This window comes from Gardnerella vaginalis, assembly GCF_001546455.1.
Taxonomy (GTDB): Bacteria; Actinomycetota; Actinomycetes; order Actinomycetales; family Bifidobacteriaceae; genus Bifidobacterium; species Bifidobacterium vaginale_B.
On the sequence record NZ_KQ956804.1, the window covers coordinates 18409 to 33424 of the forward strand.

13 protein-coding genes and 1 riboswitch are annotated in these 15016 nt (G+C 41.6%); of the genes, 3 read left to right on the top strand and 10 right to left on the bottom strand.

The features are described from left to right. Nucleotides 1–65: 65 nt before the first annotated feature. Complete coding sequence (locus HMPREF3216_RS00400; protein WP_081090868.1) at nt 66–824, bottom strand: histidine phosphatase family protein; 759 nt, start codon at nt 822–824, stop codon at nt 66–68. Between the two features lie 199 nt (nt 825–1023). Between HMPREF3216_RS00400 and HMPREF3216_RS00405 the strand changes: the two genes are divergently transcribed. After that, nucleotides 1024–1860 carry a nitroreductase family protein gene (locus HMPREF3216_RS00405; protein ID WP_419470995.1) on the top strand — a complete coding sequence of 279 codons (837 nt, stop codon included), beginning with the start codon at nt 1024–1026 and terminating at the stop codon, nt 1858–1860. Nucleotides 1861–1871: 11 nt separating this feature from the next. Here the strand turns inward: HMPREF3216_RS00405 and HMPREF3216_RS00410 are convergent, their stop codons facing one another. Then, on the bottom strand, nt 1872–2138 hold the full coding sequence (locus tag HMPREF3216_RS00410; RefSeq protein ID WP_155639659.1) for a hypothetical protein: 267 nt from the start codon (nt 2136–2138) through the stop codon (nt 1872–1874). A gap of 380 nt (nt 2139–2518) precedes the next feature. Between HMPREF3216_RS00410 and HMPREF3216_RS00415 the strand changes: the two genes are divergently transcribed. Beyond that, entirely contained in the window at nt 2519–4063 is a 1545-nt protein-coding gene (locus HMPREF3216_RS00415) for an aminotransferase class I/II-fold pyridoxal phosphate-dependent enzyme (RefSeq protein WP_081090870.1), read from the top strand. Between the two features lie 132 nt (nt 4064–4195). Beyond that, entirely contained in the window at nt 4196–5485 is a 1290-nt protein-coding gene (locus HMPREF3216_RS00420) for an MFS transporter (protein WP_060786448.1), read from the top strand. A 16-nt stretch (nt 5486–5501) separates the two neighbouring features. Here the strand turns inward: HMPREF3216_RS00420 and HMPREF3216_RS00425 are convergent, their stop codons facing one another. From HMPREF3216_RS00425 to HMPREF3216_RS00460, 8 genes are all read right to left on the bottom strand, one after another. Continuing rightward, nucleotides 5502–6026: a hypothetical protein gene (locus tag HMPREF3216_RS00425; protein ID WP_060786449.1), complete on the bottom strand. Its 525-nt coding sequence runs from the start codon at nt 6024–6026 to the stop codon at nt 5502–5504. Nucleotides 6027–6053: 27 nt separating this feature from the next. Continuing rightward, nucleotides 6054–7265 carry an ABC transporter permease gene (locus HMPREF3216_RS00430; RefSeq protein WP_060786450.1) on the bottom strand — a complete coding sequence of 404 codons (1212 nt, stop codon included), beginning with the start codon at nt 7263–7265 and terminating at the stop codon, nt 6054–6056. Next, a complete protein-coding gene (locus HMPREF3216_RS00435; protein ID WP_060786451.1) occupies nt 7249–7959 on the bottom strand; it encodes an ABC transporter ATP-binding protein in 711 nt (236 codons plus the stop codon). The genes HMPREF3216_RS00430 and HMPREF3216_RS00435 overlap by 17 nt, the downstream gene beginning before the upstream one ends. Further along, on the bottom strand, nt 7956–8858 hold the full coding sequence (locus HMPREF3216_RS00440) for an efflux RND transporter periplasmic adaptor subunit (protein WP_060786452.1): 903 nt from the start codon (nt 8856–8858) through the stop codon (nt 7956–7958). Before HMPREF3216_RS00440 ends, HMPREF3216_RS00435 begins: the two co-directional genes overlap by 4 nt. Before the next feature lie 312 nt (nt 8859–9170). After that, complete coding sequence (locus HMPREF3216_RS00445; RefSeq protein ID WP_060786453.1) at nt 9171–10502, bottom strand: ATP-binding protein; 1332 nt, start codon at nt 10500–10502, stop codon at nt 9171–9173. A 304-nt stretch (nt 10503–10806) separates the two neighbouring features. Beyond that, nucleotides 10807–12504 (bottom strand): bifunctional hydroxymethylpyrimidine kinase/phosphomethylpyrimidine kinase, encoded by a 1698-nt coding sequence (locus HMPREF3216_RS00450; RefSeq protein WP_081090871.1) that lies wholly within the window; start codon nt 12502–12504, stop codon nt 10807–10809. A 5-nt stretch (nt 12505–12509) separates the two neighbouring features. Next, entirely contained in the window at nt 12510–14027 is a 1518-nt protein-coding gene (gene thiM / locus HMPREF3216_RS00455; protein WP_060786454.1) for a hydroxyethylthiazole kinase, read from the bottom strand. After that, nucleotides 14015–14107: riboswitch (TPP riboswitch) on the bottom strand. Its footprint overlaps the gene before it by 13 nt. A gap of 59 nt (nt 14108–14166) precedes the next feature. Further along, on the bottom strand, nt 14167–14721 hold the full coding sequence (locus HMPREF3216_RS00460; RefSeq protein ID WP_060786455.1) for a cysteine hydrolase family protein: 555 nt from the start codon (nt 14719–14721) through the stop codon (nt 14167–14169). Nucleotides 14722–15016 lie beyond the last annotated feature (295 nt).

The window sequence follows — 15016 nt, forward strand, 5'->3', positions numbered from 1 at the left end:
AAAAATATTGCAAACGATAGCAGTGTTGATATAGCGGCGTGTCGCATATTTTTAGCAAGCAAAAATTAGCAATTCCAGCGAACGATTACACGATCGCCTTTATAAGTTCCAAGCGCGCAATAGTGCGCGGTGTCTAATCGAAGTAAGCGCGCCTGCTGGGCATCTACTCCAAGCCATCTGGTTGCTAAAATCCTAAGAATATGCGCGTGAGCTACAATAATCACATCTTTGCCGCTTTTAAGTTTTGGCAAAACAGAGTCGATTATTTTTTGAGTGCGATTAGAAACATCTTGTAAAGATTCGCCATTAGAGCGCACCACTTTTACAGTTTCTCCGCTTGGCAAAACTTCTTCGCTAGAATCCGACATAAAATCTGGCAGAGCTTTAGGGCCATCTTTCCAAACATCCCATGACTCAACGCCGCTTAGCGCAGAAACGTCTTTTCTTGTGCGCCCCTCTGCGCAGCCGTAATCCCATTCGGCGGCGTATTCTAGCGGCGTGCAATGCGTAAATCCAGCCAACTGAGCGGTTTGGCGAGCGCGAATAAGCGGGCTTACAAACTGGCAATCCTCGCTAAAGCCGTTTGGAAAAGCCTGGCGAATCCTGGCGCCTGCGCTTATAGCCTGATTGCGGCCAACTTGTGTTAGTGGAATATCGGTGCGGCCTGTGTGCTGGCCAGATTCACTCCAAACAGTTTGACCATGGCGCAAAAGCACGAGTCGCCCTTCGGGTGCACCCGAGCAGGTTGCTGGAACGTCTTGAATCGCGTACGAATCTGCGCTAAATGAACCACCATTAACGTCAACGTCAATACTGTTCAGCATAAATCCACGCCGCCTTAGCACCACCATTTTTAGCTTGCGTTTGGTGCCTTAACGCAAGCAGTTTATCAAGCGGCTTCGCTGCCAACTTGTTAATTCGTATGTTTTATAACACTTTTATAACACTTTTACATGTCAATTTCTAATTGGTATTTCAATTTGGTATTTCAATTTGGTATTTCGTTGCCATTAACATAAAAACATGATGTCAACTCAGAATAATGTACAGAATAATGCTAAAGACGGCGAACAAGACGGCGCACAAAATGCATATGCGAATCAAACTATTCAAACGCTTCTTAATCGCAGATCTATACGCGCTTTTAAAAACAATCCGATTAGCGAAGATGTTGTAAAAACACTAGAGGCGGCGGCACAGCGCGCAGCTTGCAGTCAATTTTTAAACGATTGGTCGGCTATTAAAATTACGAGCGAAAGTCTTAAACAAAAGCTTTCCCAGCTTGGAAATCAGGCTTATATAGCCACTGCCCCACTTTTGTACGTATTCGTAATAGATCAGCACAGAAACGCGGCAATCGCGCAAAAAAGCGGGATTGACACAGAAAGTAGCGATTTTACTCTTAAAACGGGCTACAGATTCTCACAATCACAGAACGATGCGGTGCTTGCGCTACACGCCATGGAAACAGCCGCGGAATCGCTTGGACTTGGGTGCGTAATCCTTGGTTCAATTTTAAACAACATTCCCGAGCTAATTGAACTTTTGAAGTTGCCAAAATACACGTACCCCGTTCTTGGGCTTGCAATCGGCGAGCCAGACCAAAGCCCCGAGCTAAAGCCGCGCATGGATTCTGGCATGCAATTTTTTGAAAATGAATACCCTAGTAGCGATGTCGTTTTGCTTGAAAATCTGGCAAGCTTCGACGAAAGAGTGCATAAATACTACGATTTGCGTAATGCAGATAGGCCAGTGGACGCGTTCAGCGCGCAAATCGCAAAGCTTGCTGTGGACTCTGGCGCTAAAAACCACAGCTGCGAATCGCAGCTTAATGCGCAAGGATTTACTTTTAAGTACTGATTTACTGATTTTTAGCGCATACGCGGCTTATATCCGCGTTTTCTAGACTTAGGCTTGGTTGTTTCAAACCGCGAGCGCATATCGCAGTACTTACGAATCGCAGGATTTGAATGCGTTAAATGCCAGCTGCCGCAATAATCGCATTTATAAACCCAAAGTTTTGCTCCGCGCTCCTTAAAGCTTTTATCCGCTGCCATAAGAGCCTGCCCTTTATTGGCGTACATTATTTTTTGGGTAGATTCACATCTGCGCGGAGTAAAGAAATACATATAACTCATAGTATCACCGCAACAAACTGCGCTGATTCGCTTGCGTTTGTTCCCTTTTTCTTGTATTCGTTCCCTTTTTCTTGCTTTTGTTTACCATTTGACCCAAAACGTAAACATTTTCGGGCAAAAGGGAACAAAGTCGGGAATCAATAAGTTCAATTTAATGTCTTTTTAGTTCAATTCTTAATTATTGCTCAGTAAAAATTCAATCAAAATTCAAAATAAATTCAATTTTAGGCTTGCAAAATGCGTTTTGGCGCGTAAAATTGTCTTTTAATCGCCGCAAAGTTCAATTTATAGCTTCTATTTTGAACTTTGTTGTAAGTTTGTTCAATTTACGAATGCTGATTTTATAAGCTTCTATAAGATGGTGTAAAGAAAGACGGATTATGGCACAGAATTTTGCAAACGACCTTAAAAAGGCCATGAAAATCAAGGGATACAAGCAGATCGATGTAATCGAGCTTGCAGCAAAAAGTGGCCATAAGCTTGGCAAAAGCCAGTTAAGTCAATATTTAAGTGGCAAAACTGAGCCTCGCAAAGACGTGCGAGATATGCTCGAAGAAATTCTTGGAATTAGCAGCAATGGAATCAGCAGCAATTCGATTAAAGGTGGCCATTCTTGCGCAAAAACCGCGCAAAAGTCGCCAGCAGATTGCAGCAAGCAGCACGAAGAAAATCGCAAATTAACAGAAGAAGAGCTTTCCAAAACACTTAAACGTAGAAATTTCAACAAATCCACCAAACTTGAACACGTGCTTTACGACGTTCGCGGCCCAGTTGTAGAAGAAGCAAACCGCATGGAAGCAAATGGAACGCATATTTTAAAGCTCAACATTGGAAATCCTGCGCCTTTTGGATTCCGCGCCCCAGACGAAGTGATTTACGACATGCAGCAGCAGCTTATTGACTGCGAAGGCTACTCGGATAGCCGCGGACTTTTCGCCGCACGCAAGGCGATTATGCAATACGATCAGCTTAAGGGCATTCCAGGCGTGCAAATGGAAGATATTTACACTGGAAACGGCGTTTCCGAGCTGATTAACCTTTCTATGCAAGCGCTGCTTGATTGCGGCGACGAGATTCTTATACCAAGCCCAGACTATCCGTTGTGGACCGCGTGCGCGAGCTTGGCTGGCGGCACTCCTGTGCACTACATGTGTGACGAAAAATCGCATTGGTACCCAGATATTGCCGATATTCGCTCTAAAATCACGCCTCGTACTAAAGCAATCGTGATTATTAACCCAAATAATCCTACGGGTGTGCTGTATAGTCGCGAAGTTTTGGAAGAGATTGTTAAGATTGCGCGCGAATTTAATTTGATTATTTTTGCGGACGAGATTTACGACCGTCTTGTTATGGACGGCAAGAAGCATATTTCGATTGCTTCTCTTGCTCCAGACGTGTTCTGCGTAACCTTTAGCGGACTTTCTAAGTCACATATGATTGCTGGCTTCCGCATTGGCTGGATGAGCCTTTCGGGAGATAAATCCAAGGCTAGCGACTACATTATGGGACTTAACATGCTGTCTAATATGCGCTTGTGCTCAAACGTTCCTGCACAGTCGATTATTCAGACTGCTTTAGGCGGATACCAGAGCGTTGAAAAGTATTTGGAGCCAGGCGGACGCGTGTACGAGCAGCGCGAGTACTGCTATAACGCGCTTCAAGAGATGGATGGCGTAAGCGTTGAGCGACCAGATGCCGCTTTCTACATGTTTGTAAAGCTCGATCCAAGTCGATACAACATTCACGACGACGAACAGTTTGCGTTAGATTTGCTTCGCGATCAGAAGTTGCTGATTGTGCACGGCAAAGGCTTTAATTGGCAGACTCCAGGCTACTTCCGCGTAGTCTACTTGCCGCGCTTGCAAACGCTTCGCGACGCAATGGGCAAACTCTCCAGCTTCCTCTCCTACTATCGCCAGTAGCCGCAACTCCTGCCTATAAACTGCATAAAACACACATTTCTCTCACAGTCCAGAAAAAGGTGTATATCAAGAGGCATATATCATTCAGAGTATGAAAGACATTCATAACATGAAAGAAAAAAAGAGAAGGAAATGAACGCTGCGGCGCGGATTCGCACAACTCTTATTATTGCCGTTTTATCGCTTAATGCTTTTCTTTTAACGAGCTGTAGATTTGGCGTAAGCCTATATCTTTTAATACATGTCGACTTATCCCACGCAGCGCTTAACGCAGTGTCCGTAGCGCTCATGACCTGCATAGCAGCACCGCTTGGCGGCATTATTGCAGATAAATATCCACCAACTAGATTGTTTATAGCGCTAACGTTTTGTTTTGCCTTGTTGTGTACTGGATACGGTTTCGCTTTAGTAGCACAGCATAATCTTATTGCTATTACGGTTACACTACTCGGCATAATATTCGGGTTCTTTACTGCATTTTCTTCGCCTAATCAAAAAGTATTAATGGCATATAGCGTACCAACTGGCGAAAAAACCAAGTTTTTAGCAAGCATGCGTATGTGGATTAATCTCAGCAGGCTTGCTGCACCTGCGATTACTGGCATATTTGTTGATATATGCAATCCTCTCATTTTCTTTACGAGCATTGCTATTGTGATGATATTAGCGGCGCTACCTCTACTGTTAGTTAATCTAAACCAGCAAGCACAAAATAGCGCAAACAATACGAAAACAGGAAGCAATAAAACTGCTGGTTTTGCAGCTTCTCTACACTATATGAAATCTACACCATGGTTAATAGTCTTAGGAGTAGTATCAGCATTACAATCAGGCTCATGGCTTGCTGCATTCAGACTAATGGGAGCACACCATTGTCTCACACTTTTTCATTCGGCATCCACATGGGGGTCAATAGTCAGCATATTTAACATTGGCATGATTGTAGGTTCGCTATTATGCAAATACATTGTGCTGCATTATGAAATTTTATACTCTATTTTACTACCTGGATTCCTTTCTATTCCTTTACTTATTTTCGCACTTAATAATTGGATTGCTCTTTTTCTTTGCTCTGCTTTCATTGCAGGTATTATTTTTGACGCCACTATTGTCTATGGGCAAACAGCTCTTCTCGACGGCATACCAACACACATTCTCGGCGCGACTACTACTTTTACTTCTATTATGGAGCAATGCGGCATTATCGTAGGGTATGCAAGCGTACTAGCATGGGGAAATCTAAATTCATCATTATTCATAATGATTGCTTCTGGTGTAATACTTGTTTCAACAGGCATAGCCTTGTGGATTATTCAAGCTCGTAAACAAACATACCCATCAATGCTTACCAAAGATTATTGGACACCATCAACATGGGTAAAAGAAGCATATAACAAGCTATTTAGTGCGACAGCGCAATGAAGCCATACAAATGCAATTACATCACAGGACAATTAGTTTGCACATCCTGTTGGAATCCTGACGGATCTCCTAGTTTTGCTTTACGCATGTGCTCTTTGAAAAAGTTTCGCGTTGCATCATCACAACGGTCTGGACCCATAAACGGCATGCTAGGCACTTTTTCAAGCTCATGCAAAGCTTTACTTGCCGCTTGTTCATCACTAGCATACGTGTCTAACCATTGCCGCTCCCAAGCACACTGATAATAATTAGATGCTTGCGTATCGCCATATCCACTCTGGAACTGGCCGTCTTTTTCTTCTCCAACCAAGTTTGCAGGAGCTTTATATTTTTCAGGCCAGCTAAGCTTTGCAACGGACTCCTGATATTCCTTCTCTATATGAGCAAAATCAACAGTCTCTCTAGGTGAACTATTTTGCGAGCGCGCATCACCCACACCACTCGCATTATTGTTGCCTATTCCTCCACACGCATTAAGCATAAGAAGCGCACTAAGCACACCAACAATAAGAGTTGCTTTACCAATAGTATGATTATTCATTATTCCTTCTTTCTTATTTTTTGAAAATTAACGCAATGCTAATGCTGGCTGTAAACGCGATGCTTTTATTGCCGGCACCACACTTCCAGCAAGCGCTGTAATAAAAGCCGCAATAACAGCTCCAATAGCGGCTTCATATGGGTAAACTGGCGGACTAACTGGGCTTGCTACATCCCAAAAACTTGATGCTATAGACACAAGACCAAAAGAAACAGCGACGGCAGCAATCGAAACTATCAGCGCTAAAATAATCGCACTGCCTAACACAAGTGAAGCAATCGACCATCTAGTAGCACCCAAAGCTCTGCGTATAAGCAGTTCATGCGTGCGCTGCTCCAACGATGCTAAACCAATATTGATTAAACCTAGCGCGGAAACAAAAAGCAATAATACGGCTACGATAGCAAAACTTAATTGCAATACTATTATCACATTCTCGTAATTATCACTATTATCATGTCTTCTAATTTCGTTTACTTGCCCACCGCAACAGTCATAAAGAACATCTGAAACATAAGATTTAATTGATTTTTGAGAACGATTTTCTTTATTCAACCAGTAGATTGAGCCTTGAGCTTCTTTTCCAGAATATTCCCAAAGAGTTGGAGCGTAACGTAATAATCCTAGAATATTCACGTATACTTTTGATGAGTCTACGCCATCGTTCACAACTCCAACAATCCTTATAGGACTCATTTGTGTTGTTTTGCGAGAAGTAATAAATGCTACTTCACCAATCTTGTATCTTTTGCTAGCAGATTGGTTTACTACCATTTCTAATGCGTTGCTTTTAGCGCTATTACTAAACCATCTTCCACTTACAATAGGTAAGTTATAAACTTTGTTGTATCCTGCCGTAGTGTAAACAGCGTCAACATATTGAAGATTGCTGGTCTTATATTCTTTGCTTATTTTTACACTCTTAGAGGCTGGCATAGAAGTGCTAAACAGTAGTCCAGTGTTTGGTTGTAGCATAACGTTAGCGTTACGGTTTGCGGATTCAATGCGATTTAAGAATTTGTTAAATACTGAATATTCGTCAAAATTTTGTGCTGAAAAAGTAATCTCGTATGTTGGCCTACGACCGTTTAGCTGTTCGTTAGTTGCAATAAGATAGTCCTTACCAACCGTGCCAATAAGCACTGACGCAATAACGGCAATGATGCCTATAAACATTGAAAAACCTGTGAGGAAGGATCTCATAGGAGACAGGCGCAAATCTTTAAGCAGCATGATCATAAAGAACACCGCCTTCCATGGTAAAAATGTGAGAGCAAGAACGAGCCACTTTCATATCATGAGTGACTAATAGTAATGTTGTTCCAGATTCTTGAACACGATCATGCAACACTTGAAGCACTTTTTCTCCAGTACTACTATCGAGCGCACCAGTTGGCTCATCGCAAATAAGTAATTCGGGATTAGTAACGAGAGCACGCGCTATCGCAACTCTCTGCTGTTCACCGCCTGATAGCCTTCCAGGGTATTCGTTTAGTTTATCTTGCAATCCAACATCACATAATGCTTCTTCTATAGTTTTTCTTCTTGTCTGCTTGCTTTGTTGTAGTCCTGCATATAAAAGCGGCAACTCAACATTTTCTCTAATACTTAAATGCTTAATGAGAGAATAGTTTTGAAAAACAAAACCAATATTTCGAGCGCGCATATGCGATACTGTATTATCACTACACTTTTGGATTGACTTGCCAGAATAATAGTATTTTCCAGTAAAATTTTTATTCAAAAATCCAATAATAGAAATAAGACTCGTTTTGCCAGATCCAGACCTGCCAACTACCGCGTATGTTTCACCTTGATTAAGTAACATAGAAGCAGAGTTAACAGTGGTAAGCCATTCGCCATTTCCTAGTTTTACACGCGCTGACACGTCTTGTAGTTCAACCAGCGGAACAGGATTGTTCTCCATAATCATTGCACTCCTGGAATGAGATCAGGAGAAACACCTGCTACAACATCACCCTCATGCAAGCCAGACGTAATTTCAATATTAGCGCCGTCACTGATTCCAAGACCAACTTCTTTACGCTCCCAATTATCGCCTTTTTTGTATGAGACTAAGCCTTTTTGGACTCTTCCAGCAACCGCACTAACGGGCAGTGTTAGAACTGATTGTTTATGCTTGCCATTAAAAACAAGCGTCGCATTTTGGCCTGATTCTACTTCTGCGCTTTTATCTATTAAACACGTTAAAACTTTTGACGATACACTAGGTGTACTTTGCAAACTCGACTCATCTGTTTGAGTCGAATCAGCACTATCATTCTTGCTACTACCCGAAGCTGCAATATCGGTAGAAGTTCCACCGCTTTGTACTATTTGCAAACAATTGGTTGGCCCAACACCGTCTTCAACTTGGAAGCGACCTTTAACATCTGTAATATCCGCAGAACGAAGTAAAGCTTTTGCATTAAGGCTTATTGAAAAACCTTCATATTTAAGAGTGAATAGTGGGAAAGATTTAGGCACGTCCGCAGATGATTCAGCTACTGACACAACTTTAGTGTCTACGGGAGCAATAATTTTGTTACCAGCATTGTAACCTAGAACACTTCCAGCTTTTACAGCACTGCCTGCTTGTACCGATGGAGAAAAATTCCCTCTACTTACAGCAGTGATAACAAAGGTAGACGATTGTTCTATTGCTGCTTTACCCGACACAACTTGCGTTAAAGGCTGTTTTTTGACTGAAACAAGTGGAACTGAATCGTGTTGTGCCTGCTGTTGACTATTATCAACTGCTCTACCAGAGCATGCAGTAAGCAAACACACTGGCAGAGCAGCTAACAAGAGTACTTTTGTAAACTTACTCATAACACAAAGCTCCTTACTCGCCAAACTCGTAGACACATAGGATGCGTCGAAACGAGTCTCTCAAACTGATCCAAAATAAATAAAGTGCTTGATAATGCTACGATTAACGCTTTTATGATTGACACTTTATTGAGGATTTCAGCTTTTGCTTAATAGCCTATAATCGCCGTAAAGAGTTTGCATCACACTAAATGATGATTTTATTTATGATTCTTGAATCTGGTGTAATACCATAGAATGATTTATTTTGCATAGAGTTTATATGTTGCCGAGTGATTGACTTGCTCAGAGGTCTAATATCACTCTATTAAATCACCGCTTAAGACTGTCTTCGTTAAGCAAAAAATCGAATAGATCCATGGTGACTACCCCACGATTATCTCTTGTAGCATGCAATCCATTTTTCGTAACTACTATCTTTTTAAAAGAATTATCAATATAGTAAAGCGAGCGCTTTTCTTGCAATGATTTTTCTTCCGTCGTCATAGCGAGCGCAGATTGTATATAATATTTTTCGCTTCCCAAAGTAGCAATGAAATCTATTTCCAAAGATTTTTGCGCATAAATATCATGGTTATTTTTATCTTTTCGACCAGTATTTTCAGCAATATTCATTTCGCCAATATCCACGTTATATCCGCGATACCTTAATTCGTTGTATATAACATTTTCCATAATATGCGACTCTTCGATTTGCCTAAAATTAAGCAAAGCGTTGCGTACTCCAATGTCTTCAAAGTAAATCTTGAACAAGGAATCAATGTATTTTTTGCCCTTAATATTATACTTTTGAGCTTTACTTACAAGAAAAGCATCACTGTAGTAGTCTATAAAACGACTAACAGTTTCTGAAGTAATTTCTCCATATCCATGGCTAATAAACGTGTTAGAAAGTTTCCTTGGGTTAACAGGAGCACCTATTGACGAAGCTATTACTTGCAACGTTTCAGAAAGAGCCTGCTCTTTTCGCACGCCGTTTCGCTGAACTACATCTTTCAAATAAGTTTCTTTAACAAGATTTTCAAGGTATTTTATTTGTTCCTCAACATTTTGCATTTTAGCTACAAGCGGTATTCCGCCAGTAACAATGTAATCTGCCCAAGATTCTGAAACTGTTTTGTTAGAACTTTCCACATATTCGGCAAAAGTAAGAGGTTGAACGTGAACTTCTGTGCTCCTCCCCTTAAATTCAGTAACAATGTCCGATGAAAGAAAACGGGAGTTAGATCCAGTAACATATATGTCTAAATTTGCATGCCTTAAGTAACTGTTAAGTGTGCCAACAAAATTATCAAGCAATTGCACTTCGTCGAGGAAAATGTAAAACTTGTCGCTATCATTTATTTGCGATGCAATGTAGCGACGGAACACTTTAGCATTGATAACGTAGCCAAGTTTTTTATCTGCGATTTTTACTGGTTCGCCATTTGCGAATTGCTCAAGACGATCAATATCTTCGTCTGCATCAAAGGCAAACCGAATAATATTATTCTGCAAAACACCTTGAGAAATAAGAGAATTATAGAACAGCTCATTAAGAATGAACGATTTTCCTGCTCTGCGCACACCAGTAATGATTTTAACCAGACCATTCCAACTAAGCTGGTTCAGTTTCTTTATGTACCTTTGACGATTGAAAATCATTCACATTCCTTTTCTTTCCACTTCTATCTTCAATTTAGCAAAGTACTTTGGGTTTTGCAAGATAGAATTAGCGAAAATAGGATATATTTGGCAATTCTATCTGATATTTTCCAAAGTACTTTGGGTTTTGCAAAATAGACGATAGAAAGATAGAAAAATAAGAAAATCAACAATAAGAGACATGCGTATTACAAAAATGCGCTGACGCTTTGACTCGTCTTCAAATCTTCTAGATTTTGTTAATAAAGACGAAGTCAATGCATCAGCGTTATCAAGTTATCAAGCTATCAAACTATCAAACCATTTACCTCAATGCTCTATGAGCTTGATTAAAGAATTCATACTCGTAAATGCATGAAGTCATATATGCTTGAGCAGCAAGAATTCTAGCCTTTGGGCCAGCTTCTTCAAAAGCTCTCTCAACAAATTTAACTGCCATTCTTACTCCTGACTCAAAATCGTGAGAAGAGTACATTGAAATCCAATCATTATATGGGTTTTCAGGAGTATTATTTTTGACTAAAATTTGCCCCACTTCTTCATAAAGCCAATAGCATGGCAATAGAGACGCAGCTCCAATCACGTAGTCTTCGGCCATTGTAGAAGCAAGTAAGTGATTTACGTAAGCTAATGTTACTGGCGAGCAAGGCGCATCAATACTTATATTTCTACTTCCAAGCCAATCTCTATGCAACTGCGATTCTGCTTCTATACACATAGCTGCGCCTGTAGCCCAATGCACTCTAGCTTCATTATCTGGTGTTTTAGCTCCAACAGCAGCTAGCGCGCGCGAATAACGCTTCAAGTATTCGGAATCTTGACTTATATAGAAAGCGAACAAGTCAGAATCAAGAGTTCCATTACCTAAAGCCTTAATAAATGGCATTTTCATAATGTTGTTATCAACATCTGCGCTAGCATCCCATAACGCTTGAGTCCAAGGACCACAAGGCTCCACATTTGGTTTTCTAGCCTTGCTATGAGCTTTTACGACTACGCTTTGCGCAGTTAACCCGTCTAAGCCACTAGTTTGCATATGCTCCCAAGGCGTTGACGAAGAATCTAATTCCAAACGATAATTACGAGCAGCATGATTAACAGGCCCATGACCTTTGCCAACATGCAAATCTTTACCGCAAGCAATAGCCTCGTTAAGCCATCTTGACGACCATGCTAAAGCATCCGCTACTGTACTGTAATCACTCAGCTTCTTTCCTTCTCGCAACGCTAATCCTATGCGCGTAGCGAGCGAAGAAGATAGCGAGCAGCCAGTACCATGCGTTGTTGTTGTATCAACTCGAGGGCAAGGAACGTGCATTTTGTGGCCATCTGGGAACACAACAGTATTACCAGCATCTTCGCTTGTTAAGTGTCCGCCTTTAACAATAACAATAGTATTGTTTTTTGCACTCCACTCGCTTGCTTGAGCATAAGCTTCTTCAAAACTAGATGCAGGCTGTTTATCGCATAATACTGCGAGCTCAGGTATGTTTGGCGTAATAACATCTGCAAGAGGCGCAAACTCGCGCATTGCATCTTCTGCAGACTTTTCAAGCAACCTATCTCCCGAAGTTGCTACCATCACTGGGTCTAGCACAACAACAGGAACAGGATGATTCTTAAGCCAATTTTGAACTAGACTAATATATGATTTATCTCCAAGCATGCCGATTTTTACAGCATCAATAGTTACGTCATCAAATACTGCTTCTAGTTGCGCTTGCAAAAACTCGGTTGGAGGAGTGTAAACTTCGCGCACACCGCAAGTGTTTTGAGCAACCAAATTAGTTGTTACACACATTGCGAATCCATGAGATGCTGTTATTGATTTTAGATCAGCTTGAATTCCAGCTCCGCCTGTTGGATCAGTTCCAGCAATACTTAGTACGCGCGGAATAATCGGGTCTTCTAAAGATGGCAAAGAAGATGGCCTTAGGTTTGAATCATATAATTTAGAAATTGATTGCAAAGGTGCTTGAGCTTGCGAAAATTGATTATTCATTATTTTTATTCCTTCGTAATAGCATCGCGTAATTTGTTTGCTTCTTCGCAAGGATTTTGCGCAAGCATTAGAGCAGATACTATGCATAAACCATCTATTGAAGTGTTTTTAATAGGGAACACGGTATTTTCATTAACGCCGCCAATTCCGAGCGTGCTAATGCCGAGTTCTTTAGCGCGTTTAGCAATCTTTTCTACTCCTTCAACACCTAAAGCAGGAGCAGCATCTGGCTTAGTGGCAGTAGGCCAAATCGGACCTATTCCAATAACATCTGGCAATGCTACATTTTCTTTAGCACATTCGTTATAAACGTAATCTAACTGTTCTAACTTTTCTATAGAGAGTCCAACCATCCACTCTGCAGGAATAGACTTACGCGCTTCAATATAAGGCGTATCTGTTTGACCAACATGCAAGTTGAGTCCTAAGTTTTTAGCGCAATCTATACGATCATCAACAAAAATCGGCACGTCTCCGCAACCATTAGCAAGCATTTTGTCTCGCAAGCTTTGAGCTTTATTGTTAAAAGTTTCGCTATTTGCGTACTTATCTCGCAATTGAACTACGCTTGCTCCGCCTTTAACGCAATCAACTGCAATATCTTCTTCGGCTCGATTGCTCATCTTTGGGTCTGTTATAAAGTATAAAGACCAATCAACAGGATCGAGTTCAAATTCAATATTCGCTAGTTCCAGCATCTCGTCTGCGCTCAAATCCATAAGCGCGTCCATCCATAATGTTCTAAATGACCCTGGCGATGTTGAACGTTGTGCTGCCCAAGTTCCCGCTGCAGCAGCGTGTACGTGAGCGGCAACCGTTGCTGCAAAAGGTTGATTTCGATTAGCTCCAACGTATGCTGCCACCAATGCGCCAAGAGAGCAGCCCGTGCCGACTACTTTCGTCATTATTTCGTGGCCGCCAGAAACTCGTGCAGAGCATCCGTGCCCATAAATAGCGTCTTTTTCGCCAGAAATAGCCACTACCGAGCCATATAGTTTAACTAGCTTCTTAGCTGCTGCAACTGCTGAATCAACCGAGTCTCCAGCGTCTACGCCCTTACCGCCGCTTTCTTCTCCAGCTAAACCTAAGATTTCGGAAGCGTTTGCACGAATTACAGCAGGATGACTTTTAACAATTTCGCGCGCGTATTGCGTGCGTGGAGCTAAACCACCAACTGCAACTGGGTCAAGAACCCATGGAGTGTGTGCTTTTACAGCTCCGCGAATCGCAGCATCCATAGATTCTTTGTCGACTGGCCTGTATGTTCCAATGTTTACTAATACACCAGATGCGATTTGAGCAAAGACTTCAGCTTCTTCTGCATCTACGACCATTGCTGGCGATGCTCCAGCAGCTAGCAGAACGTTTGCTGTTATTTCTTGAACAACATTATTCGTTACACAATGTGTTAACGGATTTTTTGCGCGCAAAGTTTCGATGCATTCACGTACATCTTGCATGAATTGCTTGCAACGAGCATTAGTTGAGAATTCACTATTTTTAGAGCACGACACAGTAGTCACGATTTTCCCTTCGCTAGTACTAACTAGATCAGGTTCAACGGGTATAATCTCAGCGCTTTAGCGCACCCCGAACCTATATTTGACTATATATGTTCGTTATGACGTTATTTATGCGCGTTAACAGCAACGCAAAGCGCGACTAGCCCTCTACAATATCCGCATTAAGGCAAGTCTTAAAATGACGAAGCGCCCACTCGTGACCTTGCGGATCAAAGCTTGCGACTGCATCTTTGTGAACCACAATCTTGAATCCAAGGTTATACGCGTCAACGGCAGTGTGGAGCACGCAAATATCCGTGCAAACTCCCACCAAGTGCAATTCCTCAATATGGCGCTCACGCAGCTTAATCAGTAAATCTGTGCCATTAAACGACGAGTAGCGCGTCTTATGAATGTAATACACGTTGCTCTTATCTTTATTTGCCTCGTAAAAATCGCCAAGCGCTCCATACAGTTTCTGGCCGTGTGTTCCAGCAATATTGTGAGGTGGGAAAAGCTTAGTTTCTGGGTGATACGGATCGTTTAGATGATGCGTATCAATTGCAAAGACCACAAACTCGCCATCATCTAGGAACTGCTGCGATATCTCGGTAATGCGCTTCTCGAGCTTTTGTGCAGGCTCTCCTACTGTAAGCGAGCCATCGCTTGCAACGAAATCATTCGTGTAATCAATATTAATAAGAGCCTTTTTCATACATACTTCCGTTTAATCAGTTTAATTGTATTAAAGCTACACTTATACACTACTCTTTACGCTAACAAGAACGTTAACAAGATTCTTTACGCTAACAAGTTTTGCTACAATCGCACTATAGTAAGCGCGTGAATCACGCGCGAATGGTTTTCTTGTGTTTGTTTATTTTTGCCCGTGTTTGTTTACCAAAACCACAAAAAAGGGAACAAACACGGGCACAATAACCTAATCATGAATAACAAAAAAGCGGGGAACAATTAAGTTCCCCGCTAGAAGAATAATGCGGCAGCGTGCT

Coding starts and splice junctions, on each gene's coding strand:
- HMPREF3216_RS00400 (WP_081090868.1), bottom strand. CDS start 824: ATGCTGAACAGTATTGACGTTGACGTTAATGGTGGTTCATTTAGCGCA.
- HMPREF3216_RS00405 (WP_419470995.1), top strand. CDS start 1,024: ATGATGTCAACTCAGAATAATGTACAGAATAATGCTAAAGACGGCGAA.
- HMPREF3216_RS00410 (WP_155639659.1), bottom strand. CDS start 2,138: ATGAGTTATATGTATTTCTTTACTCCGCGCAGATGTGAATCTACCCAA.
- HMPREF3216_RS00415 (WP_081090870.1), top strand. CDS start 2,519: ATGGCACAGAATTTTGCAAACGACCTTAAAAAGGCCATGAAAATCAAG.
- HMPREF3216_RS00420 (WP_060786448.1), top strand. CDS start 4,196: ATGAACGCTGCGGCGCGGATTCGCACAACTCTTATTATTGCCGTTTTA.
- HMPREF3216_RS00425 (WP_060786449.1), bottom strand. CDS start 6,026: ATGAATAATCATACTATTGGTAAAGCAACTCTTATTGTTGGTGTGCTT.
- HMPREF3216_RS00430 (WP_060786450.1), bottom strand. CDS start 7,265: ATGATCATGCTGCTTAAAGATTTGCGCCTGTCTCCTATGAGATCCTTC.
- HMPREF3216_RS00435 (WP_060786451.1), bottom strand. CDS start 7,959: ATGATTATGGAGAACAATCCTGTTCCGCTGGTTGAACTACAAGACGTG.
- HMPREF3216_RS00440 (WP_060786452.1), bottom strand. CDS start 8,858: ATGAGTAAGTTTACAAAAGTACTCTTGTTAGCTGCTCTGCCAGTGTGT.
- HMPREF3216_RS00445 (WP_060786453.1), bottom strand. CDS start 10,502: ATGATTTTCAATCGTCAAAGGTACATAAAGAAACTGAACCAGCTTAGT.
- HMPREF3216_RS00450 (WP_081090871.1), bottom strand. CDS start 12,504: ATGAATAATCAATTTTCGCAAGCTCAAGCACCTTTGCAATCAATTTCT.
- HMPREF3216_RS00460 (WP_060786455.1), bottom strand. CDS start 14,721: ATGAAAAAGGCTCTTATTAATATTGATTACACGAATGATTTCGTTGCA.